Source organism: Bacillus sp. UNC41MFS5 (assembly GCF_000686805.1).
This window is the reverse complement of record NZ_JMLP01000011.1, coordinates 341,692-367,142: the sequence shown is the minus strand read 5'-3', so window position 1 is coordinate 367,142 and position 25,451 is coordinate 341,692. Positions and strand designations below refer to the sequence as shown.

At 41.3% G+C, this 25,451-nt stretch carries 23 protein-coding genes and 10 tRNA genes; 27 read left to right on the top strand and 6 right to left on the bottom strand.

The genetic code is table 11. The annotated features are described in order from the left end of the window. From BR30_RS0106660 to BR30_RS0106615, 10 genes are all read left to right on the top strand, one after another. Positions 1-93 (top strand) — tRNA-Ser (locus tag BR30_RS0106660). A 21-nt stretch (positions 94-114) separates the two neighbouring features. Further along, positions 115-188 (top strand) — tRNA-Met (locus BR30_RS0106655). 35 nt (positions 189-223) lie between these two features. Continuing rightward, positions 224-300 (top strand) — tRNA-Asp (locus tag BR30_RS0106650). A 55-nt stretch (positions 301-355) separates the two neighbouring features. Next, a tRNA-Phe gene (locus tag BR30_RS0106645) sits at positions 356-428 on the top strand. 10 nt (positions 429-438) lie between these two features. Next, positions 439-523: transfer RNA gene (locus BR30_RS0106640), tRNA-Tyr, on the top strand. Positions 524-528: 5 nt separating this feature from the next. Further along, positions 529-604, top strand: a tRNA-His gene (locus BR30_RS0106635). 16 nt (positions 605-620) lie between these two features. After that, a tRNA-Cys gene (locus BR30_RS0106630) sits at positions 621-694 on the top strand. Positions 695-705: 11 nt separating this feature from the next. Continuing rightward, a tRNA-Gly gene (locus tag BR30_RS0106625) sits at positions 706-779 on the top strand. 4 nt (positions 780-783) lie between these two features. Then, positions 784-857 (top strand) — tRNA-Ile (locus tag BR30_RS0106620). Between the two features lie 11 nt (positions 858-868). Next, positions 869-943, top strand: a tRNA-Asn gene (locus BR30_RS0106615). Between the two features lie 200 nt (positions 944-1,143). Here BR30_RS0106615 and BR30_RS0106610 read toward each other — a convergent pair. From BR30_RS0106610 to BR30_RS0106585, 5 genes are all read right to left on the bottom strand, one after another. Then, the gene (locus tag BR30_RS0106610; RefSeq protein ID WP_026564333.1) at positions 1,144-1,908 is read right to left on the bottom strand and encodes a sulfite exporter TauE/SafE family protein; all 765 of its coding nucleotides are present in this window, start codon (positions 1,906-1,908) and stop codon (positions 1,144-1,146) included. A 244-nt stretch (positions 1,909-2,152) separates the two neighbouring features. Continuing rightward, positions 2,153-2,416, bottom strand: a complete 264-nt coding sequence (locus tag BR30_RS0106605) for a hypothetical protein (RefSeq protein ID WP_035445113.1) — start codon at positions 2,414-2,416, stop codon at positions 2,153-2,155. A 175-nt stretch (positions 2,417-2,591) separates the two neighbouring features. Further along, entirely contained in the window at positions 2,592-3,089 is a 498-nt protein-coding gene (locus tag BR30_RS32795) for a hypothetical protein (protein ID WP_155928456.1), read from the bottom strand. Positions 3,090-3,453: 364 nt separating this feature from the next. After that, positions 3,454-3,897, bottom strand: coding sequence for a sigma-70 family RNA polymerase sigma factor (locus tag BR30_RS0106590; RefSeq protein WP_442852957.1), 444 nt, complete (start codon positions 3,895-3,897; stop codon positions 3,454-3,456). 310 nt (positions 3,898-4,207) lie between these two features. Continuing rightward, positions 4,208-5,014: an alpha/beta hydrolase family protein gene (locus BR30_RS0106585; protein WP_026564329.1), complete on the bottom strand. Its 807-nt coding sequence runs from the start codon at positions 5,012-5,014 to the stop codon at positions 4,208-4,210. Between the two features lie 220 nt (positions 5,015-5,234). Between BR30_RS0106585 and BR30_RS0106580 the strand changes: the two genes are divergently transcribed. From BR30_RS0106580 to BR30_RS0106500, 16 genes are all read left to right on the top strand, one after another. After that, on the top strand, positions 5,235-5,864 hold the full coding sequence (locus BR30_RS0106580; protein ID WP_026564328.1) for an FMN-dependent NADH-azoreductase: 630 nt from the start codon (positions 5,235-5,237) through the stop codon (positions 5,862-5,864). A 461-nt stretch (positions 5,865-6,325) separates the two neighbouring features. Continuing rightward, positions 6,326-6,655 carry a DUF3870 domain-containing protein gene (locus tag BR30_RS0106570; protein ID WP_026564326.1) on the top strand — a complete coding sequence of 110 codons (330 nt, stop codon included), beginning with the start codon at positions 6,326-6,328 and terminating at the stop codon, positions 6,653-6,655. 188 nt (positions 6,656-6,843) lie between these two features. Continuing rightward, on the top strand, positions 6,844-7,500 hold the full coding sequence (locus BR30_RS0106565; protein WP_026564325.1) for a CoA transferase subunit A: 657 nt from the start codon (positions 6,844-6,846) through the stop codon (positions 7,498-7,500). A 1-nt stretch (position 7,501) separates the two neighbouring features. Further along, positions 7,502-8,164 (top strand): 3-oxoacid CoA-transferase subunit B, encoded by a 663-nt coding sequence (locus BR30_RS0106560; protein ID WP_026564324.1) that lies wholly within the window; start codon positions 7,502-7,504, stop codon positions 8,162-8,164. Further along, positions 8,164-9,354, top strand: coding sequence for a thiolase family protein (locus tag BR30_RS0106555; protein WP_026564323.1), 1,191 nt, complete (start codon positions 8,164-8,166; stop codon positions 9,352-9,354). Before BR30_RS0106560 ends, BR30_RS0106555 begins: the two co-directional genes overlap by 1 nt. Next, entirely contained in the window at positions 9,342-10,727 is a 1,386-nt protein-coding gene (locus BR30_RS0106550) for an aspartate aminotransferase family protein (RefSeq protein WP_026564322.1), read from the top strand. The genes BR30_RS0106555 and BR30_RS0106550 overlap by 13 nt, the downstream gene beginning before the upstream one ends. Beyond that, positions 10,711-12,006 carry an aspartate aminotransferase family protein gene (locus BR30_RS0106545; RefSeq protein WP_026564321.1) on the top strand — a complete coding sequence of 432 codons (1,296 nt, stop codon included), beginning with the start codon at positions 10,711-10,713 and terminating at the stop codon, positions 12,004-12,006. Before BR30_RS0106550 ends, BR30_RS0106545 begins: the two co-directional genes overlap by 17 nt. A 42-nt stretch (positions 12,007-12,048) precedes the next feature. After that, complete coding sequence (locus tag BR30_RS0106540; protein ID WP_035445111.1) at positions 12,049-13,509, top strand: aldehyde dehydrogenase family protein; 1,461 nt, start codon at positions 12,049-12,051, stop codon at positions 13,507-13,509. Between the two features lie 34 nt (positions 13,510-13,543). Next, complete coding sequence (locus BR30_RS0106535; protein WP_026564319.1) at positions 13,544-15,064, top strand: M81 family metallopeptidase; 1,521 nt, start codon at positions 13,544-13,546, stop codon at positions 15,062-15,064. Next, a complete protein-coding gene (locus BR30_RS0106530) occupies positions 15,052-15,531 on the top strand; it encodes a GNAT family N-acetyltransferase (RefSeq protein ID WP_026564318.1) in 480 nt (159 codons plus the stop codon). Before BR30_RS0106535 ends, BR30_RS0106530 begins: the two co-directional genes overlap by 13 nt. A gap of 59 nt (positions 15,532-15,590) precedes the next feature. Then, entirely contained in the window at positions 15,591-17,000 is a 1,410-nt protein-coding gene (gene ablA, locus BR30_RS0106525) for a lysine 2,3-aminomutase (RefSeq protein WP_026564317.1), read from the top strand. A 2-nt stretch (positions 17,001-17,002) separates the two neighbouring features. Beyond that, positions 17,003-17,281, top strand: coding sequence for a YokU family protein (locus BR30_RS0106520; protein ID WP_026564316.1), 279 nt, complete (start codon positions 17,003-17,005; stop codon positions 17,279-17,281). Between the two features lie 87 nt (positions 17,282-17,368). Further along, a complete protein-coding gene (locus BR30_RS0106515; protein WP_051633491.1) occupies positions 17,369-18,892 on the top strand; it encodes an amino acid permease in 1,524 nt (507 codons plus the stop codon). A 344-nt stretch (positions 18,893-19,236) separates the two neighbouring features. After that, complete coding sequence (locus BR30_RS0106510; protein WP_026564314.1) at positions 19,237-20,106, top strand: DUF1002 domain-containing protein; 870 nt, start codon at positions 19,237-19,239, stop codon at positions 20,104-20,106. Between the two features lie 319 nt (positions 20,107-20,425). Then, a complete protein-coding gene (locus BR30_RS0106505) occupies positions 20,426-21,388 on the top strand; it encodes a S8 family peptidase (protein WP_026564313.1) in 963 nt (320 codons plus the stop codon). Continuing rightward, positions 21,388-22,194 carry an endonuclease I family protein gene (locus BR30_RS0106500; protein ID WP_026564312.1) on the top strand — a complete coding sequence of 269 codons (807 nt, stop codon included), beginning with the start codon at positions 21,388-21,390 and terminating at the stop codon, positions 22,192-22,194. Before BR30_RS0106505 ends, BR30_RS0106500 begins: the two co-directional genes overlap by 1 nt. 458 nt (positions 22,195-22,652) lie before the next feature. Here BR30_RS0106500 and BR30_RS0106495 read toward each other — a convergent pair whose 3' ends face one another. Beyond that, complete coding sequence (locus tag BR30_RS0106495; protein ID WP_026564311.1) at positions 22,653-23,525, bottom strand: LysR family transcriptional regulator; 873 nt, start codon at positions 23,523-23,525, stop codon at positions 22,653-22,655. Positions 23,526-23,831: 306 nt separating this feature from the next. On the opposite strand from BR30_RS0106495, the gene ggt reads away from it, so the two are divergent. Beyond that, on the top strand, positions 23,832-25,448 hold the full coding sequence (gene ggt, locus BR30_RS0106490; RefSeq protein ID WP_035445110.1) for a gamma-glutamyltransferase: 1,617 nt from the start codon (positions 23,832-23,834) through the stop codon (positions 25,446-25,448). Positions 25,449-25,451: the final 3 nt, after the last annotated feature.

The window sequence follows — 25,451 nt, the reverse complement described above, 5'->3', positions numbered from 1 at the left end:
GGAGGAATACCCAAGTTTGGCTGAAGGGATCGGTCTTGAAAACCGACAGGCGGGTCATACCGCGCGGGGGTTCGAATCCCTCTTCCTCCTCCATTATCTTTAATATATTATTGTCGCGGGGTGGAGCAGTCCGGTAGCTCGTCGGGCTCATAACCCGAAGGTCGCAGGTTCAAATCCTGTCCCCGCAATTAAGTTATTTTCAAGCATAGCTTGAAAAAACTCTGGTCCGGTAGTTCAGTTGGTTAGAATGCCTGCCTGTCACGCAGGAGGTCGCGGGTTCGAGTCCCGTCCGGACCGCCATTTTTATCCCAGTAGGTAACCTACTGTTTCTTATAGATTTTTTATATATAATTTAGGCTCAGTAGCTCAGTCGGTAGAGCAAAGGACTGAAAATCCTTGTGTCGGCGGTTCGATTCCGTCCTGAGCCATTTTTAATATGGAGGGGTAGCGAAGTGGCTAAACGCGGCGGACTGTAAATCCGCTCCCTCAGGGTTCGGCGGTTCGAATCCGTCCCCCTCCACCATCATGGCGGTTGTGGCGAAGTGGTTAACGCACCTGATTGTGGTTCAGGCATTCGTGGGTTCGATTCCCATCAGCCGCCCCATTTATTCTAATAATTGGGCAGCATAGCCAAGTGGTAAGGCCGAGGTCTGCAAAACCTCTATCCCCGGTTCAAATCCGGGTGTTGCCTCCAAATTTTCATATGCGGGTGTAGTTTAGTGGTAAAACCTCAGCCTTCCAAGCTGATGTTGTGAGTTCGATTCTCATCACCCGCTCCAAATTGGGCCTATAGCTCAGCTGGTTAGAGCGCACGCCTGATAAGCGTGAGGTCGATGGTTCGAGTCCATTTAGGCCCACTATATATTGTTCCGCAGTAGCTCAGTGGTAGAGCTATCGGCTGTTAACCGATCGGTCGTAGGTTCGAGTCCTACCTGCGGAGCCATTTTTTTAACTTAATAAACATTCATTTAATAACAACCACCTTTAAAAAAGTAACCATTTTTTGAAGGTGGTTTTTTTATGTTTAAATGAGCCATCGAGACGGTTCGAACTTCACTAAAAATCATACGATGGTTTCATAATAATAGTTATATAGATTCATATAAAAAAAGCCAGCAGATCTGCTGGCTTTTTTATCCAAAATTAGATTAACTTCAGTCCACTTACAAAGATTAATACAGCAACAACGGTTCGCAGCGGTCTCGTTGGAACCTTTGCAGAAATGCTGCTGCCAATCAGTACTCCCGGAATGGAGCCCATAAGTAAATTACCCACAAGCATATAGTTAACATTTCCATAACCGATGTGGAGCATTCCTGCTGCCGTTACCAAAAGAAACGCGTGAGTAATATCCGTACCAACCATCTCTGATGTTTTCATTCGATATAGATAGATCATTGCCACAGCGAATAAAGAACCTGACCCTAAAGAAGTGAGTCCGACGATAAATCCAAAAATGCAGCCAATTAAAATGGTTAGCATCTTCTTTTCACTCAAAGGCTTTAATTGCCAACGGTTAGGTCTTAATTTTTTCTCTACAAACGTTCTTATAATGATTGCGAGTGAAACAAAAATCAGTATATAACCGAGGGAATGCCTAATAATCTGCTCTTGATTGTGGTAATACGATTCAAAATAGTGAAGGGAGCCAATCGCAATGACCGCACTAGGGATACTTCCCATCGCTAAATACTTAACCATCTGAACATTAACTGTTTTTTGTCTCCAATGTTGAACAAGTCCGAATAGCTTCGTGATTGAATTATAAACAAGGTCTGTACCCACAGCAATTGAAGGATTAACCCCTATTAAAATTAGCACAGGGGTTAGGAGTGCTGCTCCGCCGACACCCGTCAACCCTACCAAAAAGCCAACAAGTAAACCCATCAATGTAATCCCTATACTCATATCCGCACGCCCTATCAATTCCTAGTATTTATATAGGATTATATACATTTATACGTGTTTTGTAAATAACTAACTGATTATTAGATTCTGAAAATTATACCAATAGATTATTAGTTTACTGACTGGGTGATTGAATACAAACATAAAAAAACCATGCTGTTTGTTGTTCAGCATAGTTTTAATAGTTTTGTGAATGATCCCTGAGAAAATTAGGGGATGGTTCCAGGGGTGTATTTAACACTTCTTAAGAAAACCCTCCGCCCATTATTAGCGCAACCCCTAATAATATGACTAGGAGTAAGACAATATAACCGATAATACTAATAATCGTAATAATCCAACCGATAACTTTTCGATCTGTTTTAATTAAGTAAATCCCTAAGGCAATCGCTCCAAAGAAGAATCCGAGAATTCCCCAAAGGACGGGGCTTTTACCATGCTTTCGAGAATCAATAACTAAATAAATGGTGATGACTATGTTTAAAAGCAAACCAAATGAACCTTCCAAAATACACTCTCCTTCCTATTCTCAATATTGTATTCTAAGAATAAATTATACCAGAAAATTTTAACATGATTGGGGAATTTTATAAAAGAGTGAGTCCTAATAGGGTGGTTTTCATGGCTACGGCATTAAAAGTTGAAAATTAAATAAAACTGAGATTAGCAAACAAAAAAACAGACTAGCTTTTGTCTGTTCTTAAGTGATTTTTATGGTGATTGGTATGGTCAGTGGTATCACGAGTTATGAATAGTTGGTAGACGTAGCTTGCAAGAGCAAAAGAAATGGAGATATAAAAAACGTGCTTAGGCTTAAAATTTACTAATTTGTACATCTTTAATTTTTGAGCCAACCAAGTGAAGGGGAAGGATAGGAAGAAATCCATCAATAAATTTACCAAAGCAAAGAGGCCAAATTTCCCGAAGGTCATCCGGAAAATCCAAATCGTTCCAACAAAGAATGGTCCCAATATGAAGCTAAGGTCATTGAAGGTTTTAGTAATGAGTCCTCCCTTTATAGTCCACCATTTAAATGGGATTGATAAAAAGCTTACGATAAGAACCAAAAATGATGTGAATATTGCTACTGGTGTAAACTTTTTAAACTCATCTTTCGGTATAAAAGGAACGGTTAACCAAGGAATCAAGAAAAGCCCTACTCTAAGGATGGTAGCTACCATTTGTTTTCACCTTACTTGTTTTTTTATATGTTGCTTATTTTTGGAAGTTGTATTCACTTTTTCTTCATAAAAATGGTTATTCATCAATTTTGAAATTTTGTAGAAAAGTGGGATATTTCCTGCGAAATTTTTAAGCGAGGTTCGACAGGCTTCACGCATGTTTAGCCTAGGAAATTCGTTATAATCAAGACTCTTGCTTGTTTCAATCAGCGTTTGATTAGTTGAGAAATTTGGGGAAGTAGGTGGAGACTTGTCATGAATAAGTATTGGAAACATGTAAGGACAAACCCCAAAAGGTTTGTCCTTGGAAAGACGGCCGACGATAAGTAAAATTTCAAAGCCAGGTAGTTAATAACCGGTCTCGCTAATCCCTCACTAACTTTTTCACTTTTTCCCGAGCCCCGCTGCGCCAACTTTTCACGGCTGAGGGGGATACTTTTTCCAGTTCGGCGATTTCTTTGATTGTTAGGTAATCACAGACGGTGTACAGGAGCCATTTCTTTTGATTTGGTGTCAGCGTTTCACAGTAGGTCAACAGTGTTTCCTTCTGAAGTGGGTCATCAGAATGGGAATCCTCAACAAGGTCCCAGAATTCCTCGACTGGTTGTATATATCGTTCATGTTCTTGTTGTGATTTTTTTAATTCCATGAGGAGGCGGCCCTTGATGTAGGTGTAGGCATAGTTGGTGAAGCTCCCTTTGTTAGGATCGAAGCGTTGGCTTGCTTCCCAAAGGGCAATGAGACTGTGTTGATAGAATTCGTCATGGTTTTTGTAAAGGTGGAGCGAGTTCATAATCTTGTGGAGCATGGGTTGGTACTGTTCGACTAATTGTTCAAAGCTTTCCAAGGGAGAGTCCTTTCAGAAAGCGCGCTTTTCATGTATTCCCGGGTACCTCTACCATAACGGGAAAGCCCGATTCTATCGAATCAACATTATTCACTTTTGGGGTGGATTTTTGACTATAAGAGGGTGTTTTTGCTAGCAAATTTCATTTTTGGAGAAGATTTTTGCATTTTTAGTCGATTTTGGGGTAAATTGCAAAGATCAGAAAGTTGATTTGTTCATACCCAATTTAAAAAGACGGTTCCATTTGGAATCGTCTTTTTAGATACCTTTTTTAAGATAGGGCTTCGTTTAACCATTTGTGAAGCGTGAGTGCGATTTCTTTGCGTTTATCGACATAGTTATGGTCAGTTTCAAAAACTTCACATTGAAGATGTTTCGCGCCGTCTTTTTTAAGAATGTTCACCAGCGGGTCATGAAAATATGATTTTGGTAGTTCCTCATCAAAAACAGCCGCAGTTAAGAGAATCTTTCGATCCGTTAGTAGAGGTGCCAGTAAAAAGGTATTCCATTCATGTTGATGGAAACGGACTTCTTCCATAATCGACTCTACAGAAGCACCATTCAGGAAAAAGATACCATACCGTAAAACTTCCGTTATTTGAGCCTCGAAGGAAGGGTCTTGCTCAAGCATTTGTACAAATAAACCAAAGTTGGCTCCTGAAAGGGAAGCAACAGCTTTGATTGATGGCTCTAAAGAGGCTGCCTTTAGTGCTAAGAAGCCGCCAAAACTGTGTCCCACTAACGCAATTCGCTCCACGTCAATCCTATTCTCATTGGCAATTTCCTTTTGTTTGATGTACTGAAGCGCTGCACGAACATCTTCTAACGAATGGGTAAATGAAAAGCTTCCTTGACTTCCCCATGCGCCGCGATAATTAATGACCAAGACATTCCAGCCTTGCCGTTGAAGCTCGGAAGCCGTATCAAGATTCATCATAACCCCAGGAAAACCGTGCAGTAGTAACACTGTGGCATGCGGGCCCTTACCTTCCGCGATATACATTCGTCCAATGATAAGATCTTCTCCACTTGGAATTTTCAATAGATTTAACTTGCTTGGATATTCTTTTCTTATCAATTCTATCCCTCAATCTATAGGAAATTTTAGAAACTATGTATATTTTAAACTATTATGAACAATATCGCGAATGAAGCTTACAACATCTAGTTATTTGGAAACTGATAACCCAAATTTTCCTCCCTTGCCAGTACCTTTCGTTTGACGAAAACATTAAATTTATATATTATTAATTCGAGATATAAACATTAAAGATATTATAAAAGGAGAGTTCAAATAGATGAACATATTAGTAGTAAAAGCAAACAACCGTCCAGCTTCTGAAGCTGTTTCGAGTAAAATGTATGAAACTTTCATGGAGAACTTAGAAGGCGTGAATGTAACAACTTACGATGTTTTTGCCGAGGATATGCCTTACTTTGGTCAAGATTTATTCAATGCTTTCGGTAAATTACAATCTGGTGAAGAGTTAACTGATGTTGAGCAACGTATTGTAGCTGCGAAACAAAAAGCAATGGATGCTCTTTCTGCAGCAGATGTTGTTGTATTTGCATTCCCGCTATGGAACTTAACCATCCCGGCAAAATTGCATACATTCATCGATTATGTAGCTGGAGCAGGTTTCACTTTCAAATACACTGAAGCTGGAGTAGTAGGCTTGATGTCTGACAAAAAGGCTGTTATCCTAACTGCACGCGGCGGAATTTACTCAACACCTGAAGCAGCTCCAATGGAAATGGCAGCTACTTATATTAAAAATATGGTAGGCGGCTTATTCGGAATGGAAATCGTTGACGAAGTTATCATTGAAGGACATAATGCAGCGCCAGATCAAGCGGAGACAATTATTGCAGAAGGTCTTGCAAAAGTGGCAGAAGTAGCAAAGAATTTTTCAACTGTAACTGCCTAAGTCGGAGAAATAGATTTTAATTTATTAAGTGTAAAAAGCTCTTTCCATTTTATCGGAAAGAGTTTTTTGCAGTTAAGATGCAAAAAAGGAAGGATAGTGCCAAGAAATTTGGCATATTGTTCTCAAAAAAGGTGAGCAAAATAGCGTTTTTAATTTTGGCACAGAAATTGCAAATTTATAAGTTAGAAATAGTGATAAGCAAGTTCGTACATTTTTTAGGGGATGAAAGGAGAAATTCTATGCAAGCAGCCAAAAAATTCTTTTCTTTCTAGAAGGATTTTGAAATCCAAGCGAGAATTAATTTTATGTGTGAAAACCGTAAGCGCTTACTAGTAAAATATGAGAACAAAATACTATTTCAGAAAATTATGAATTTTCTCATTGACATTATTTTTTCTGACCCATATACTCGTGTTAGAAAAGAAAATGATCAGTTAGTTTTTTAAAGGAGGTTTAGGGGCATGCAAACACTGGAAACAGTCATTGTTACAGGATATGCAAAAGCTCCACAGGGAACTTCCATGTATGAAATGTATAAGCATGCGGGAATTGTACTCGAAGTGGAGCTGAAAGAACATAAAATTATCGGCGCCGAATTCACTTTCGTAACAGAACTAACGAAAAATTATTTTCAAAAACTGTTGATAGGTTACTGTCTTCAAGATGGTGTTGAGCAGCTGATTGAACGAATTCAAAGCTTTTATTTTGCTCCATCCCAGCAAGCGATCATTGTGGCTCTACAAGCTGCAGTTCAACGTTACTGGGATAACGTGAAGCAAATGAATATATAACGTTTGGTTATAATAAAGTGGGAGGATGACCTCTTCCCATGGTCTTATTAAAACCGGGCAAACATGGACTCTTTGTAAGGAATGTTCGTTGGAACGACATTCTTTATAGAAGATCTATGTTTTGCTCGGTTTTTTATATTTCCAATGGTTATAAACCACTAAAGTCTATGGAGAGGAAGGAAAAAAGGATGAGCAAGCTGATTACATGCGAGGATGCTGTAAAAAAAGTTAAAAGCGGCTCACGAATTATGGTAGGTGGATTTGGACTTGTAGGAAGTCCACTTAGTTTAATAGCCGCTTTGGCTCAGTCGGAAGTGAAAGACTTAGAGATTATTAGTAATAACCTTGGTGAACCAGGTAGAGGTCTTGGAGTTTTAGTACGGCAAAAACAAGTAAAAAAAGCGATAGGTTCTTATTTTACATCCAACCCAGAGGTGGTTAAATCCTATCAAGAAAAGGAAATGGACGTGGAGCTACTCCCTCAAGGAACGATGTCTGAAGCTATTCGAGCGGGTGGTGCAGGACTAGGAGGGTTTTATACGCCGGTCAGCGTAGGAACAAAAATCGCCGAAAACAAAGAGGAGCGTATCCTTAACGGTAAAAAATATGTTTTCCAAGAGCCTCTTAAAGCCCACTTTGCTTTCATTAAAGCGAAAAAAGCGGATCAATTAGGAAATCTCATCTACAACAAATCGGCAAGAAACTTCAATCCGATGATGGCAACAGCAGCAGATGTGGTGATTGCAGAGGTGGACGAGATTGTGGAGGTAGGCCAAATTTCTCCTGAAGAAATTGTGACTCCTCATTTATACGTTGATTTTATCGTAGTGAAGGGGGGGAACTAGCTTGAACGTGAAACAATACATTGCTGCAAGAGCGGCGAAGGAATTGAAGGATGGCGATATCGTCAATTTGGGCATAGGGATTCCAACGCTGGTGGCTGATTACATTCCATCAGATGTTCAAGTTTTTTTACACTCGGAAAACGGCATCCTTGGAGTAGGTCCTACCCCTGATCCAGAGCATATTGACCAAAATCTTGTCAATGCAGGGAAACTGCCTGTCACCGTATTGGAGGGGTCATCCTTTTTTGATAGTGCTTCCTCTTTTGCGATGATTCGCGGAGGGCATGTAAGCGTTTCAATTCTGGGTGTGCTGCAAATCGATGCCATTGGGCGGATCGCCAACTGGGCCGTGCCCGGAAAAAGTGTTCTTGGTGTAGGCGGGGCGATGGATTTATTGGAAGGCTCCAAAAAGGTAATCGTAACAACGATGCATACGTCTAACCAGGGAGAGTCAAAAATCGTCAAGGAATTAACCTATCCAATCACATCGGAACGAATAGTAGATTTAATTATTACCGATTTAGCGGTTTTCGCTGTGAAGGAAGATGGACTTCATCTTATTGAGCTGTCACCAGGAGTTTCCCTTGAAGAAGTTCAACAGAAAACGGACGCACCTTTTCAAATTGCTGAATCTTTCAATAAAGGCAAAGAGGTGACCGCGTAGTGGTTGTAATCGTAAATGCATTTCGGACTGCTATCGGAAACTTCGTCGGATCACTGGCAGATACGCCTCCAGAAGAGCTTGTATCTCTCGTCATGAAAAATAATCTTTCTGCTTCCGGCTATGGTGCCAATATTGTCGATGAAGTCATTGTCGGCCAAACAAAGCAGAGTGCGCATGCGCCGAATATTGCAAGAGTTTCAGCATTACAGGCCCATTTTCCAGAATCGATTCCTGCTTATACTGTTCATCGTCAGTGCGGTTCGGGCATGCAGGCCGTCATTAACGGAGCGATGTCCATTTTGACTGGTCAGGCGGACGTCGTTTTAGCAGGAGGCGTCGAAAACATGTCACAAGCGCCTCATTATATGGTTGGCACTCGATTTGGCCACAAGATAGGAGATATGACGCTGTATGATTCAAATACAGAGAGTCAGCCAAAATCGCAGCCGGAGGAGATATATGGTCGTTTCACGATGGGGCAAACAGCCGAATGGCTGGCTGAAAAATATAACATTAGCCGCCGTGAACAAGACGAATTTGCCTTCATGAGTCAGCAGAAAACGAAACGTGCCATTGAAATGGGCCATTTTGAAGAAGAAATCATTCCTGTTCCGGTAAAGGAAGGAAAAAAGGGAATCAGACATTTTGCAATCGATGAGTACCCAAGATTGACGGACATTGAAAAGTTAGGAACACTGCGTCCTGTGTTTCAAAAGGACGGTACGGTGACAGCCGGAAACTCCTCCGGCAGGAATGATGGGGCCTCGATGCTACTGTTGATGTCTGAAGAAAAAGCGAACCAACTTGGAGTGGTCCCATTGGCTTGGATCCGTTCCTTTGCTGCAACGGGTGTATCACCAAAAGAAATGGGAATCGGTCCGGTTCCAGCATCCCAAATTGCGTTGAAAAAAGCGGGTCTTCGTTTGGAAGATATCGATTTAATTGAATTAAATGAAGCCTTCGCTGCTCAAAGTCTTGCTTGTTTAAAAGAATGGGGCACCAAAGGAGACAACGTAAATGTAAACGGAGGGGCGATTGCCTTAGGCCATCCACTTGGGTGCTCCGGTGCAAGAATCGTCACCACATTATGTCATGAGCTTGAAAAACAAAAACGGCAATATGGCCTTGCGACAATTTGTGTAGCGGGTGGATTAGGAATGGCAATGGTGGTGGAAAGATGGAGGGAATAAAAAAAGACTATGTGTTTCATCGGGATTTAAAAAAGGAGTATCCGATTATTACCCACGGTGTAGGGGTCTACCTCATAGATGAGAACGGGAAAAAATATTTGGACGCTTGTTCGGGAGCGGTTGCAGCCAACTTGGGACATGGGATTACTTCTATAGGCGAAGCCATGGCGGAACAAGCAAAAAAAGCAGCCTTCGTCCATACCATGCGCTTCGAGACGAAAGCATTGCATGAATTGGCTGAAACCATCGGAAAAATGGCCCCAGATTATTTAAATAAAGTGTATTTTACAACTGGAGGCTCAGAAGCAAATGAAAGTGCTTTGAAGCTGGCGCGGCAATATCATCTGGATGCCGGCAGACCCCAAAAACACATGGTAATCGGGCGATGGCAATCGTACCACGGTAACACCATCGGTTCTTTATCCGCAGGAGGAGACGTTAAAAGAAGACATGCATACACTCCTAATCTTTTAAACTATGCCCATGTCTATTCTCCGTACTGCCACCGATGTCCATACGATCGTCAAAAAGAGGATTGTCTCTCCAAACAAAACTGGACATGTGTGACGGATATTGAAAGAACGATTTTAGAGCTTGGTCCTGAGAACGTGTCGGCATTTATCGCCGAACCGATTGTCGGAAGCCAGCAAGGTGCTGTGCCTCCGCCGCCGGGGTATTTTGAGAAAGTTCGAGAACTGTGTGATCGTTACGAAATCGTCTTAATTATCGATGAAGTGATGACTGGATTCGGCCGTACCGGTACCAACTTCGCGACCGAACAGATTGGAATCGAACCTGATATCATCACGTTTGGAAAAGGGGTTTCGGCAGGATATGCTCCACTGGCCGGAATGATTGTTCATGAAAGATTAATCGATGGGCTCATACAAAACAGCGACGGGAAATTTATTCATGGTTACACCTATAGCGGGCATCCAGTAGCGGTTGCTGCCGGTCTTGCAGCTTTAAATGTATATGAGCGAGATATGGTGCTGGAAAACGTCAAAGAACAAAGTTACTACCTTGTTAAACGTCTTTTGGAACTGAAGCAAAAACATACTTATATATCTGATGTTCGTGGAAGAGGGCTTTTAATCGGTATAGAGCTTGTGAAGGATCGTGGGAAGGACCTGTTGTTCGATCCATCTGAAAAAGCAGCTGAAAGATTAAATGGAATTGCCATGGAACTCGGTGCGGTTTTTTATCCCGGTTCCGGTTCCATTGACGGCACAAAGGGGGAGCACCTCATCATCAGTCCTCCTTTAAATGTTACGAGAACAGAAATTGATGAGATGGTAAGAATTTTAGATGAATCATTCACGATATTCAAAGGTCAATTAAGAAAGGATGAGATGTATGAAATTACAAAATAAAACAGAAGAGATTAAGGAAAAAGCACAAAAACATTTATCACCTGTTATGACAAGGGTAACGGAGCTTGTCATTGAAAAAGCGCATGGCGCCAAATTTTGGACGACAGACGGAAAGGAGTATATCGATTTCGTTTCAGGAGTAGCTGTCAACGCAGTCGGGCATACGAACGGAAAAATGGTGGAAGCCATTAAAAAGCAAGCTGAAGCCTTGATTCATCTTGGATTGAACTATGGTTATTATGAAACGGCAGCGAATTTGGCGGAAAAGCTTGCTCATATCACACCAGGAAACCTAGACACTGTCTTTTTCTCCAATTCGGGAGCTGAAGCTATTGACGGTGCACTTAAACTAGCAAAAGCGTCCACAGGCAGACCCGCCATCATTGCTTTTGAAGGATCGTTTCATGGCCGTACATTAGGAGCAACTGCCATTACGGCATCAAGTTCTAAATACCGTCGTTATTATGAACCGATTTTAGGCGAGGTGTACCACGTTCCCTATCCGTATCCCAGCCAGCTAAAAAACATTCGAGAAGAAGAAGTGGAAGAATACTGCTTAAATCAGCTTCAAAAATTGTTCGATTTACGCGTGGATCCTTCACGTGTAGCGGCCATCATCATTGAACCGGTAATGGGTGAAGGCGGCTATTATCCGGCACCGCCAAGCTTTTTGCAGGCGTTAAGAAAGATGACAGAGGAACACGGCATTTTGCTTATCTTTGACGAAGTACAAACAGGATTTGGCCGTACAGGCAAAATGTTCGCGGCAGAGCATGCGAATGTGACTCCTGATATTTTAGTACTGGCAAAAGCCCTTTCCGGCGGCATGCCTCTTGGTGCCATTGTCGCAAGTCGTGAGCTTCATGAAAAATGGCCGACGGCCGGTCATGGTTCGACATTTGGAGGAAATCCAATCTCCTGTGCTGCGGCATTGGCAAACATTGAGGTTATTGAGGAAGAGAAGCTGGTAGAACGCAGTGCTAAACTTGGTGCCGAGATTGTCGGCCGACTTCATAACTCGGTAGGACACTTGCCGGGCATTGTTGAAGTCCGAGGAGTTGGCATGATGATCGGTATTGAATTCGATTCCGAATCTGCTGCTTCCTTTGTACCGAAAATAAAATCGAAAGCACTGGAAAATGGCTTGCTCATTATGAACTGCGGTGTAAGCGGGCAAACGCTTCGATTAATGCTGCCTCTTAATATTCAAGAAGATGTGCTTGATATAGGATTAACGATTTTAGAAGATGTGATAACAGAAACCATTTCAGGAAACTAATTTTCTTTTCCTCGGAATACCACCAAAAAGGAGGTCAAGTATATGTCTGGTCAAATCAAAACAGATATTCTTCAGGGAGATCTTTATATCAATGGAAAATGGGTAAGTGCCCCCGATCAGCCCTATTTTGAAAGCATCAATCCGGCAACGGGGGAACTTGTCGGCATATGTGCGGCCGCCACAACGGAGCAAGTGGATGAGGCTGTCACAAAAGCGAATGAAGCGTATTCACAATGGAAGAACACTCCCATTCCAGAACGAGCGGCTTATTTAATGAAAGCAGCCCATTTGTTTGAAATACGAAAACAGGAACTTGCTCGTGTGATGACCATGGAGATGGGCAAAGTGCTGCCTGAGTCTTTAGGCGAAGTGGGAGTGGTCATCGCGACTGCTCAATATATGGCAGGCGAGGGACGACGCCTCTTTGGAGAAACGGTCCCTGCCGGCTTCCCAGACCGAAATGTAAGAATGGTTCGTGAACCTCTTGGAGTTGCGGCGTGCATTACCCCTTGGAACTTCCCAGTTGCACTTGCTTCCTACAAAATCTTTTCAGCTCTGATTGCTGGTAATACAGTCGTTTGGAAGCCGGCTTCTGAGGTTGCGCTATCGGCAAAGATTTTTGTGGAAGTGTTAGATGAAGCAGGATTGCCAGCAGGAGTCGTGAACTTAATTACCGGTTCAGGAAGAACAGTCGGTCAAACACTTGCAGAGCATTCGGATGTAAAAATCATTTCATTTACAGGCTCAACAGAAGTCGGACAAAAGCTGGCTGAAATGAGCAGTAAAACGTTAAAACGTATCTCATTGGAATTGGGCGGAAAAAATGCCGTGATCGTCATGAAGGATGCGGACTTGGACAAGGCGGCAGAAGGAATCGTAAAGTCAGCGTTTACAACAACTGGTCAGCGCTGTACAGCGGCAAGCCGAGTAATCGTCGAGCGTCCAGTTAAGGAACGGCTCGTTCAAAAAGTAGTAGATTTAACAAAGTCTATGAAAATAGGAAATGGACTTGAGGAAGGGAAACAAGTGGGCCCTCTCGTAAATGAAGACCAGCTTCATACAGTCGAAAAATATGTAAAAACAGCGATTGAAGAAGGTGGAAGAATTGTGTCAGGCGGGCAGCGTGTCAAAGAATTGGGCGGCTATTATTATGAGCCGACCATCATTGAGAATGTGAAACCGAATGATACCATTGCGCAGGAAGAAATATTTGGTCCAGTTCTTGCCATCATTGAAGTAGATTCATATGAGGAAGCCATGGAGGTAAATAACGGGACGATTTATGGGCTATCGACTTCCATTTATACAGAGAGCCTTCATTATGCAAACCGTGCTGCAAAGGAAGCAGTAAGCGGTCTTGTCTATATTAATAACGGAACGTCCAATGCCGAGATGGGAGTGGCGTTTGGGGGTATGAAGATGTCCGGAAACGGTCACCGTGAAGTTTCCCATCATGCATTTGATGTCATGACTGAGTGGAAATCCATTTATACGAACTATTAATCAACAGACCATATCTATTATAAGGTGGGAAAACATGAGAAAACATCGTATTGGTATTGCATTCTTTTACCATGAATCCCACAGTTTCAGCCCGATGAAAACTGAAATCGAACAGTTTCGAAATGAAGGCTACTTTATCGGCGATGAAATTTATGATGCCTATACAGGAACGAAAACAGAAGTGGGCGGGTTTCTGGATGTATTGAAACAGGACGAGGACGTAGAAATCGTACCGCTGCTTTGTGCGGCAGCGGTCCCATCAGGCGTAGTGTCAACGGAGGCGTACTCCATCATCGAAAAACAAATGCTAGAGTCCATCCAGCAGGCGGGAAGGCTGGACGGATTATTGCTTGCACTGCATGGAGCGATGGTGGTGGAGCACCTCTTTGATCCGGAAGAGCATTTACTGGGAAAAATTCGTGACCTTATCGGACCGAATGTTCCAATCGCAACGACCCTGGACATGCACGCCAATTTAAGCGGAAAAATGATTGATTACACACCACTTCATTTTGGATTTAAGACATATCCGCATATTGATATGTACGAACAAGGCATTCATGCGGCAATCGCTTTGTTAAATCAATTAAAGGTAGGTGTGACTTACTACGCTTCTTTTGAAAAATTGCCGATGATGCCTCCCTCTATCAATATGAGAACGGCAGAAGGGCCGATGCACAAAATGATAGAGTGGGCGAAACAAGCCGAAGAGGAAACAGGTATTTATCATGTGTCCGTATTTGGCGGCTTTCCTTACTCGGATATTCCCATGGTCGGTGCAAGTGTACTTGTTGTTTCACTCGATCCGCAAAAAGGAAAAGAGACCGCCCAAAAGTTAGCTTCCTTGTTCTGGAGCGTAAGAGAAGGATTTATCATGGATTTGCCCGGTGTAAAAGAAGGGCTCGCTTTGGCCATGTCGATTGAAGACGACAAACCGGTCGTGCTGGCGGACATCTCGGATAATCCTCTAAGCTGCGGGAGCGGGGATACAACAGAACTGCTTCGGGAGATGGTGAAGATGAACATTCCTGACACGCTGTTTGGAGGACTCTACGATCCAGAATCCATTGATGCTTGCCTTAATGCAGGAGTCGGAAACAAGATATCGTTGTCCCTCGGTGGGAAAGTATTACCAGAATTTGGGGAGCCCGTTCAGGTTGAAGCAACGGTAGTGGCCTTATCAGACGGTGTATTTCACAATTCTGGACCGTTCAACCAGCATTTAAGAGTCGATTTAAAGGGAGCGGCACACATTCGCGTTGGCAAGATGGATATCCTCCTTATTGGAAGACCGATGTCAGCGAATGATCCGGAAATGTTTCGTCATATTGGTCTTGAGCCAGCCACGAAAAGAATTCTTGGGCTAAAGGCTAAAAATCATTTCCGGGCAGCGTTTGAGCCGATTGTTGGCAGGATCATTTATGTGGATGCACCTGGTGTTGCATCCAATCGTTTAACCACTTTTACGTATCGTAATATTCCTATGCCAATTTGGCCGCTCGATGATATTCAATATGAAGTAAAACGGAGGGGGACAGAAAAGTGGACACATTAAACCAAACCTATTATGTCGAAGTACCAGCTTCATTGAATCCAGAACAGCTAAATATGATGATGGAACTTGAGCGAGATGCGTTTCCGGGATTAGGAGCAGTAGATGAACAAGCCCTTGTTCCGCTTACACGCTACGGGAAACTCATTCAATACCGGCAGCAAAATGATCCAAGGCCGATTGCGATTTGCGAAGTGATGAGAGCTTACAATGATATTCATAAAGCCTACATTTTTGGGTTTTATGTCCGCTCCGACCAGCAAGGGAAAGGCATCGGAAAATTATTCCTTGATGATATTTATTCGATTTTGAAGCAAGATGGATTTCAAAAAATATGCTTAACGGTCAACGTTGAAAATAAGTCAGCTGTTAAGCTATATGAAAAAATGGGATTTGCTATAAAAGAGACGAGATTCGATGAATTTGGTGAAGGGGAAAATCGCTATTATATGGAATACTCCATTTCTTAATAAACAGAGAATTCATTAAAGGTTCATAAAAAATCAACCAATTTAGGGGGAATTTAATAATGAGAAACACTTTATTCAAACCGAAAAGACATTGGAAAGAAATCGAGCTTTGGAAGGATGTAACGGATGAGCAATGGAACGATTGGGTTTGGCAATTGACGAATACTATTAAAAATTTAGAAGACTTAAAGAAAGTAGTTAACTTAACACCAGAGGAAGAAGAAGGGGTTTTAATCTCAACAAAAACAATCCCATTAAACATCACGCCATATTATGCATGGCTTATGGATCCCGATGATTCAAGATGTCCGGTTCGAATGCAGTCTGTTCCGATTTCTGCGGAATTGCATAAAACAAGATATGACTTAGAAGATCCCCTTCACGAAGATGAAGATTCACCCGTACCTGGGTTAACCCATCGTTATCCGGATCGCGTGTTGTTTTTAGTTACAAACCAATGCTCTATGTACTGCCGTTACTGCACGAGAAGGCGCTTCTCCGGACAAATCGGAATGGGCGTACCAAAGAAACAGTTAGACACAGCAATTAATTATATCGCATCGAACCCACAGATCCGAGATGTGTTAATTTCCGGAGGAGACGGGCTCCTTATTAATGACAATATTTTAGAATATATTTTAAAGAATTTACGTGAGATTCCGCATGTAGAAATTATTCGTATCGGTACAAGAGCACCTGTCGTATTCCCACAGCGTATTACCGAAAATCTTTGTAATATCTTGAAAAAGTATCATCCAGTTTGGTTGAATACACATTTTAATACATCTATTGAAATTACGGAAGAATCGAAGCGTGCATGTGAAATGCTTGCAAATGTTGGTGTACCTGTTGGTAACCAGGCGGTTATTTTAGCAGGTATTAACGACAGTGTACCGATCATGAAACAGCTTATGCATGACCTTGTTAAAATTCGCGTTCGTCCATATTATATTTACCAATGTGATTTATCAGAAGGGATTGGCCATTTCCGTGCACCAATCAGCAAAGGATTGGAAATTATGGAAGGACTTCGCGGCCATACATCGGGTTATGCCGTTCCGACATTTATTGTTGATGCCCCGGGTGGAGGAGGCAAAATTCCATTGCAGCCGAACTATATCATTTCTCAAAGTGCTAATAAAGTCGTATTACGTAACTTTGAAGGTGTCATTACATCTTATCCAGAACCAACAAATTATCAGTCAGGCAGTGCAGAGGATTACTACAAAAAGGTATATCCTGAAGTGTTTGAAAAGTTTGAAAGTAATGGTGTTCTATCGATTATTGATGATACGAAATTTAACCTTACACCTGAAGGATTAAAACGGTTAGATCGCCGCAAAACGTATAACGAAAACAATGAGCATAGTTCATTAAAAGATAAACGTGACAAACGTGACGAGTTAAAAGAGAAAAAATTCCAATCACAAATGAAGAAATATGAAACAGTGGGAGCAAAGGAGGAATAATTTTGATTTGTCAATGGTGCGAATCCGACACAGCACGTGAAACAAGCAACACAGTGTATTGGGAACTTCCAGATGGAACAAATGCAATCGAAATTCAGGACACACCATCCATTCATTGCTTGGAATGCGGTATGACCTATCAAACAGATCAAACAGTGAAAGAAATTGAGGATCATCTATTTTTAATTGATTGCTCAAAGCTCGCAAAAAGTATGACGTATGAAACACTTATGGCAGCTCCACGCTTATTGAAGCGAAACTACTTTGATTTTTCGAAATAATTAGCAAGCCATCTCCCGTTTATCAATAGTAAGCGGGAGATGAATTTTATCAGATGCTTATAAGTTCAAAAATGAAGGAGGACAAGAATGGGAGCAATCAAAAGCTATAATAATGACCAAAATAATCAGAAATATCAGAATAAGGAAGAAAGTACAGGGCATATTCAACGCAAACTAAAGGCACGTCACATGACGATGATTGCTATTGGAGGGTCAATCGGGACAGGGTTATTTTTAGCGACAGGGGCGTCCATTCAAACAGCTGGTCCTGGTGGAGCGCTAATCGCTTATGGAGCGATCGGCATCATGGTCTACTTTTTGATGACAAGTCTCGGAGAAATGGCTACCTTAATGCCGATTTCGGGATCGTTTGCAACCTATGGCAGCCGTTTTGTCGATCCGGCCTTTGGTTTTGCACTTGGTTGGAATTATTGGTTCAACTGGGCGGTTACACTGGCGGTTGAAATCGCTGCATCCGCTATTATTATGAAGTTCTGGTTTCCGGATGTACCGAGCATCGTGTGGAGTGCACTGTTTTTAGGACTGATCTTTTTATTGAATGCATTGTCGGTTAAAAGTTACGGGGAATCAGAGTATTGGTTCTCCTTAATAAAAGTAGTGACCGTCATTGTTTTCATTGGAGTCGGTTTGCTCACCATTTTCGGTATTCTGGGTGGTCAGTTTATCGGGTTTAAAAACTTTAATTTAGGAGATGCTCCGGTTCATGGCGGCCCTTTGTCCATTTTAAGTATTTTTCTCATTGCAGGTTTTTCCTTTCAAGGAACGGAACTTGTGGGGATTGCTGCAGGAGAAAGTGAAGAGCCGGAGAAAAACGTACCAAAGGCGATTCGACAAGTATTTTGGCGTATTCTTCTATTCTATATCGTTGCCATTGCAGTCATTGGCCTTATTATTCCTTATACAAGTCCTGATCTGTTAGGCAGGGATGTCGACAACATCGCTATCAGCCCTTTTACCCTTGTATTTAAGAATGTGGGCATTGCATTTGCGGCATCTGTGATGAACGCAGTCATTTTGACATCGGTCTTATCTGCTGGGAGTTCCGGATTATATGCATCGACACGCATGCTATGGTCCATGGCAAAGGACGGACAGGCGCCTAAATTTTTACAAAATATAAATAATCGCGGGATTCCGATGAATGCCCTGGTCATCACAACGATAATCGGAGGCTTGGCCTTTTTAGCGTCCATTTTTGGAGATCAAGTGTATACATGGTTATTAAATGCGTCAGGCTTAACTGGATTTATTGCCTGGCTTGGAATTGCAGTCAGCCACTACCGTTTTAGAAAAGCATATACGGCCCAGGGCAGGGACTTGAACGATTTGAAATTTAAAGCGAAATGGTTCCCGCTCGGCCCAATTCTCGCTTTTGCGATGTGTGTCATTGTCATTTTCGGCCAAAATTATCAAGCTTTTTTAACTAGTGAGATTGATTGGTATGGATTAGCCGTGTCTTATATTGGTTTACCAATCTTTTTGGCATTATGGCTCGGGTATAAACTCGTTCATAAATCGAAGGTCGTTCCACTAAAGGAATGTTCTTTTGAAGAGAAGTCAATATCTAATTTCGATCAGACAATTGATTAACATTCACTCTGCTAACAAAAAGGCTTCGCACTTAGTGAAGCCTTTTTGTCATGCTTAAAGTTCTTTTAATGATTACTTAAGATGGATAACGGAATTCAGTTCTATTGGAATTTGGATTTTTGAGGTTTACTGTAATGGTTTGTAACATTTTTATCCCTCATGTAAGAATCTTAATATAATTAGCAAGAATGTTACCCATTCTTTAAATGTAATCCCAAACCTCTATGTTAAGATGATGCAAAGCCACTTTTTCAGAAAGTATTTTTTTGGATATTAAATATAAGTGGCAAAACATTACCCATTCTTATATGGAATGGTTGAATGTATAAAAGGAGGTTTTTTTTTTGAAACGAAAATTTCAAGCAATGTTTCTTGCGATGACGATGCTTTTCTCTGTTCCATCTGTTAGCTTTGCAGACGTAGCAGAAGGAGATGTCATTGTTACATTAGGAGAAGACCTAACCAAACAGCAAAAAAATGAAATGCTAGCAGAGTTAGCAGCACCGGAAAACGCACAAATTATTACCGTATCCAATAAAGAAGAGCATGATTATTTAGGGGAGTCTATACCTAAGGCACAAATTGGTTCCATTGCTATTTCATCAGCGAGCATCACAACCGGTGCCAAAGATTCTGGGTTAGAGGTTCAAACGAACAATATTACATGGGTTACGGATGAAATGTATACAAATGCCTTGACTACAGCGGGTGTAAAGGATGCAACCATTCAGATTGCCGCTCCATTTTCTGTTACAGGTACAGCGGCTTTAACGGGAATTATGAAAGCTTATGAAACGACAACTAATGAAGAAATCCCTGAAGAAATCAAAAAAGTGGCGAATGAAGAAATGGTGAAAACCGCACAGCTCGGGGACTCCATTGGAGCGGACAATGCTGCTGCTCTCATGGGAAAAGTTAAGGATGAAATCGCCAAGAATGAACCCAAAACAGAAGCTGACTTGCGTACATTAATTGAACAAGTTGCCACGGAGCTTGGGATTACTTTAACAGATGCAGAGTTAGATATGTTAGTAGACTTCTTCAACAAACTGAAGACTATGGATATTGACTGGAACCAAGTAAAAGAACAAATAAGTGTTATGACAGAAAAAATCTCGACTTCTTTGCAATCTGAAGAAGGTCAGTCATTTTTACAAAAGCTGCAAGATTTCTTAAATCGCTTACTTGATGAGATTGACGTCCTCTTTGCTTAATGTGTGCAGTGGCTTCTTTATCAAAAAAAAGCAGCGTAAAACCCCTTGCTTTAGCTATGGGGATACTCATGTGAAATCGAACGGGAATAAAAATATATTTATAGCAAAAAAACGACTCTCTAATTTATCTCTGAGAGTCGTTTTTAATTAAACTTACCATATATTCCATTACAGATAATTGTGCTTTAAGAGAGTATAAATAGGAACATTAGTTCGTAAAAATGCAACTAAAGTAACTGTTTTAATAGATTCTGAATTGTTAAACTATTGGTAACTCCCAAGAATATACAGAAAACTAATTCTGGCAGGAGGGATACGAATGGAGAGAAGATTACAATTAATTCCGTATCAAGTGAATGAAGAGGTCGAAGTGGTGTCTGAGGTGCCAAAAGGGGTTGAGCTGATTGCAGCTCCAAAAATCTGGGAGAAATCGAAAGGTAAGGGAATCACGGTTGCGATCTTGGACACAGGCTGCGATGTCAACCATCCTGATTTGAGTGAGCGGATTATCGGTGGACGGAATTTCACTGATGATGATAATGGAAAACCTGATGTATACACTGACTATAATGGCCATGGGACCCATGTAGCTGGCACAATCGCTGCCGTCCAAAATGGTACAGGAGTCATTGGTGTTGCCCCTGAAGCAAGTTTATTGATTTTAAAGGTGCTTGATAAAAATGGATCTGGGCAATATGACTGGATCATAAATGGAATTAACTACGCCGTTGAACAAAAGGCGGATATCATCTCGATGAGCCTCGGCGGTTCTGAGGATGTACCTGAGTTGCATCAAGCGATTCAAAACGCAATCGCTAAGCAAATCCTAGTCGTTTGTGCTGCTGGTAATGAGGGAGATGGACAGGAATCTTCAGATGAATTCGCCTATCCTGGCAGCTACAATGAAGTCATCAGCGTCGGAGCCATTAATCTGCAACGCCGTTCTTCTGAATTTTCAAATTCGAATAATGAAGTCGACTTAGTAGGTCCTGGTGAAGAAATCTTATCCACGTATTTAAACGGAAGTTATGCAATCTTGAGCGGAACTTCGATGGCCACACCGCATATATCCGGTGCACTTGCCCTAATAAAAGATTTGGTCAACAAAAAATTTGAGCGAAATCTAACCGAGTTTGAGCTGTATGCCCAATTAATCAAGAGAACGGTTCCTCTAGGAAACTCGCCAAAACTCGAAGGCAACGGTTTGCTGTACTTAACAGCAGAGGACTACTTATCGGATGTGTTCAGCCAAAAATTATCTGCTCAAGCGTTGAAAATATAATGGAAAAGCTAGATTTGCTTTACAGTGAATGGGAAACAGCCAAGTCAGACTTTTTAAAGTATAAAGAAAGACCCTATTATGATGAAAAGAAAGATAAGGAAGTTAGGAATCAATACTATCAGAGCATTTCATTCACGGATGCTAATCTGTCAGACAGCCTCCATGCATTGCTTGAAAAAACACATATAGATCAGTTAAACTACAGCCCGCACCGTTATGTGTACCCTTGGGTTGATTTGCAGGAAAACGGTTCATTAAAAAGCCTTTATTCTGAAAAAGGGATGAATCCACTTTCTGTCATAGAGGAGGACATTCGGCTCCATGAAATGCAGGCAAAAGGGTTAATCGGCATCTTTACGGAAGATCTATTAAACTGTGAACATGTAGTTCCTCAATCATGGTTCGATAAAAAAGAACCGATGAGAGGAGACTTGCATCATCTATTTGCTTGCGAATCCACCTGCAATAGCAGTCGCAGCAACCATCCTTACTATGATTTCCACGATTATGTCCCTGAAGGATGGCTTCTAGGAATCAAAGATGGGTGCGGCAAGGCGGAAGAAAGTAAATTCGAACCAGAATACGGCAAAGGAATCGTTGCCAGAGCAACACTCTATTTCCTACTTCGCTATCCAAACACAATAAAAAAAGAACTAGAGAATGTCTCTTTATTGCTAGAATGGCATCAAACCTTTCCGGTCTCCATCTATGAAAAGCATCGCAACCAAGCGATCCATGAACTTCAAGGCAATCGGAACCCATTTATTGATTTTCCAGAGATGGCAGAGAGTATTGTAACCATATAAAAATGAAGTGTTTGATTGGAAACTCATTTGCAATTTTGAATTGCAAATGAGTTTTTATTCTATTTTACTATTTTCCTCTTACTCTTTATATTTACTGAAACATCCGTTGAGGGTTATGGACCCAGCCTCTCATTTTAAAAATATTGTGTAAATTTCTGCAGATGACTATCAAACTATTGTAATAACCCCACCAGCTCTTTGTATTCTCTCCTATACAGCTCCAATCTCTCCTTTACATGCACACGGGCCTTCTTGTTATAATCGTTCCAAGTATTTATGTCCATAAATTCTTCTTCCGGAAAATCATAATCAAACTCTTCTAACCAAATGCATAAATGGTAAAAATAATTTCTAATACGTTAAGAAATCAGCTTTTTTATGTACTGAATAATAATTCTAAAATACTTTTCTCTATAACGTACAGCAGGTCGTAATCTCCATTAGAATAAACTGATTAACTAAAACATTTCTGTTACATAGGTTCGAAATAACTCCGCTGACGGTGATAAAGTAATCCCATTTAACCAGGCGATTCCTATTTCTCGGTGGCAATATGGTTTGGAAATTGGAATTTGTTTGATTTTTTCCGGGCTGATTCCATGAAATGCTGGAATAATGGTAACTCCAAGCCCAGCTGAAACAAGACCTGCTATAGTGGGTACGTCTTCTCCTTCAAATTTTATTACTGGTGTGAATCCTGAATTTTTACAAAATTTATTAATTAACTCTCTCATCCCTAATCCTTCCTTAAAGCTTATAAAATTGTCATTGGATAACTCGCTAAGAGCTATTGAGGATCTTGATGCGAAACGATGATTGGCAGGTACATTTAAGAACAGCTCCTCATTCATTAATGGATGCCATGTAATATTCGGATTATGCTCAAACGAACCAATCAGGCATAAATCAACTTCTCTGGTGAGAAGCTGCTGAATGCTGGTTACTATTTTGTTCTGATAGATTTGGATCTCCACATGGGGATATTGTTTATTAAAATTGCTGATTATTTTAGGCAAAATGGTTATGCCCAATGTTTGTAGAAATGCAAGGGAAACGGTTCCTGTGTATGGATTTTTTAACTGATTAATTTCCTGGATGCCAAACGAAATCTCATTTAATCCATTTTCAACTCGTTTCAAGAAAAGTCGTCCAAACTTATTTAGATGAACGGAACGTCCAGTCCTATCAAAAAGTGTGACTCCAAGTTCCTCTTCTAGTTTATTGATAGAACGACTGAGGGCAGGCTGAGAAATTGCCAACTGCTCCGCGGATTTTCTAAAGTGTTCTGTTTTTGCAACTACACGAAAATATTCAAGTTGCTGCCATTCCATTTCATATAACCCCTTTCTATTTTATTGATAACAAAAAGGTATCGTTTTTATAATTATAATGCAATAGACGTTAACCTTTTTCAAGGGGTACACTAAAAATAGGAAAAAAAAGAGGATAGGCTGGTCTGGTAGGATATTTTTAAGCCATTTTGGATGGAGTGAAGTTATTTTTATGAGTTGCGGGCTATTAATCTCCACCAGTTTTTGTAATTGTATTAAGCCAATCACTTCGTTTAGCACGGATTGAACACTTAATTGAATCAAGGGAAAAGAGTGCATATTACATTTAAAGGGAGAGGTATTATTATGGCTTTACAGTTAGATCCACACTATTCACCTTATACATCACAACGAAATGTAGTATTTGCCAAGAATGGAATGGTCGCTACGTCTCAGCCTTTAGCTGCACAAGCAGGGTTGGATATTTTGAAAAAAGGCGGAAATGCGATTGATGCAGCCATTGCAACAGCTGCTTGTTTGACAGTAGTAGAGCCTACCTCAAACGGAATTGGTGGGGACGCCTTTGCGCTTGTATGGACAAAAGGACAATTACACGGACTAAATGCAAGCGGTCCAGCACCTATGAATATCTCCATCGAGAAGGTAAAAGAAGATGGACACGAAAAAATGCCAAAGCACGGCTGGCTGCCGGTAACTGTACCAGGTGCTCCTGCAGCCTGGGTAGAATTATCAAAACGTTTTGGACGTCTACCGCTTCTAGAAGTTATGAAGGCAGCAATTGAATATGCAGCAAACGGCTTTCCTGTTTCACCTACGCTAGGGTGCTTTTGGAAAAAAGCATTTGAACAATACAAACAGGAATGTACAGGAGCAGAATTCGAAGCTTGGTTTGAGACCTTTGCACCTAAGGAACGAGCACCTGAAGTCGGAGAAATATGGTCGTCTCTTGACCACGCTAACACACTAGAAGAAATCGCAAGAACAAACGGGGAAAGCTTTTACAAAGGTGCACTTGCAGAAAAAATTGTAGCAGCTTCTCAGGATTTTGGAGGCTATTTAACTAAAGATGATTTAGCAACCTTTAAACCAGAGTGGGTTGATCCTATTAAGGTAAACTATCGCGGCTATGATGTTTGGGAAATCCCGCCAAACGGGCAAGGTATCGTTGCTCTTATGGCTTTAAACATACTAAAAGGATTTGATTTCACAGCAAAAGAAGCAACAGACACATACCACAAACAAATCGAAGCAATGAAGCTTGCTTATACTTGCGGCAAGCAATACATTACAGACCCTAAGCATATGGCTGTAACTACAGAAGAGCTATTAAGTCAATCGTATGGCCAGCAGCGTAAAGCACTGATTGGAAGTGATGCATGCACCCCAGCTCCAGGTGTACCGCCACGCGGAGGCACCGTGTACCTTGCAACAGCAGACGGAGAGGGTAACATGGTATCGTTTATCCAAAGTAATTACATGGGCTTTGGTTCTGGGATTGTAGTACCAGGAACAGGAATTGCCTTACAAAATCGAGGTCATGATTTCAGTCTTGACCCTACTCATTATAACTGCCTTAAGTGCGGTAAGAAGACGTACCATACAATTATTCCGGGATTTTTAACGAAGGATAATCAACCTGTTGGACCATTCGGTGTAATGGGAGGATATATGCAGCCGCAAGGGCATGTTCAAGTCATTATGAATACAATCGATTTTCACTTACATCCTCAAGCAGCATTAGATGCACCAAGATGGCAGTGGAAGAACGAAAAGACAGTAGAAGTAGAAAAAACATTTCCATCCCACATTGCAGAAGAATTAGTACGAAAAGGACATGACATTAAAGTTATGGTAGACTCAGGTTCGTTTGGCCGCGGTCAAATTATATGGCGAAACCCTGAAACGGGTGTACTGATGGGTGGCACAGAATCAAGGACAGATGGGGCCATTGCCAGTTGGTAATCC

Coding starts and splice junctions, on each gene's coding strand:
- BR30_RS0106610 (WP_026564333.1), bottom strand. CDS start 1,908: ATGAGTATAGGGATTACATTGATGGGTTTACTTGTTGGCTTTTTGGTA.
- BR30_RS32795 (WP_155928456.1), bottom strand. CDS start 3,089: ATGGTAGCTACCATCCTTAGAGTAGGGCTTTTCTTGATTCCTTGGTTA.
- BR30_RS0106590 (WP_442852957.1), bottom strand. CDS start 3,897: ATGCTCCACAAGATTATGAACTCGCTCCACCTTTACAAAAACCATGAC.
- BR30_RS0106580 (WP_026564328.1), top strand. CDS start 5,235: ATGAACATATTAGTAGTAAAAGCAAACAACCGTCCAGCTTCTGAAGCT.
- BR30_RS0106570 (WP_026564326.1), top strand. CDS start 6,326: ATGCAAACACTGGAAACAGTCATTGTTACAGGATATGCAAAAGCTCCA.
- BR30_RS0106565 (WP_026564325.1), top strand. CDS start 6,844: ATGAGCAAGCTGATTACATGCGAGGATGCTGTAAAAAAAGTTAAAAGC.
- BR30_RS0106550 (WP_026564322.1), top strand. CDS start 9,342: ATGGAGGGAATAAAAAAAGACTATGTGTTTCATCGGGATTTAAAAAAG.
- BR30_RS0106545 (WP_026564321.1), top strand. CDS start 10,711: ATGAAATTACAAAATAAAACAGAAGAGATTAAGGAAAAAGCACAAAAA.
- BR30_RS0106540 (WP_035445111.1), top strand. CDS start 12,049: ATGTCTGGTCAAATCAAAACAGATATTCTTCAGGGAGATCTTTATATC.
- BR30_RS0106535 (WP_026564319.1), top strand. CDS start 13,544: ATGAGAAAACATCGTATTGGTATTGCATTCTTTTACCATGAATCCCAC.
- ablA (WP_026564317.1), top strand. CDS start 15,591: ATGAGAAACACTTTATTCAAACCGAAAAGACATTGGAAAGAAATCGAG.
- BR30_RS0106515 (WP_051633491.1), top strand. CDS start 17,369: ATGGGAGCAATCAAAAGCTATAATAATGACCAAAATAATCAGAAATAT.
- BR30_RS0106505 (WP_026564313.1), top strand. CDS start 20,426: ATGGAGAGAAGATTACAATTAATTCCGTATCAAGTGAATGAAGAGGTC.
- BR30_RS0106500 (WP_026564312.1), top strand. CDS start 21,388: ATGGAAAAGCTAGATTTGCTTTACAGTGAATGGGAAACAGCCAAGTCA.
- BR30_RS0106495 (WP_026564311.1), bottom strand. CDS start 23,525: ATGGAATGGCAGCAACTTGAATATTTTCGTGTAGTTGCAAAAACAGAA.
- ggt (WP_035445110.1), top strand. CDS start 23,832: ATGGCTTTACAGTTAGATCCACACTATTCACCTTATACATCACAACGA.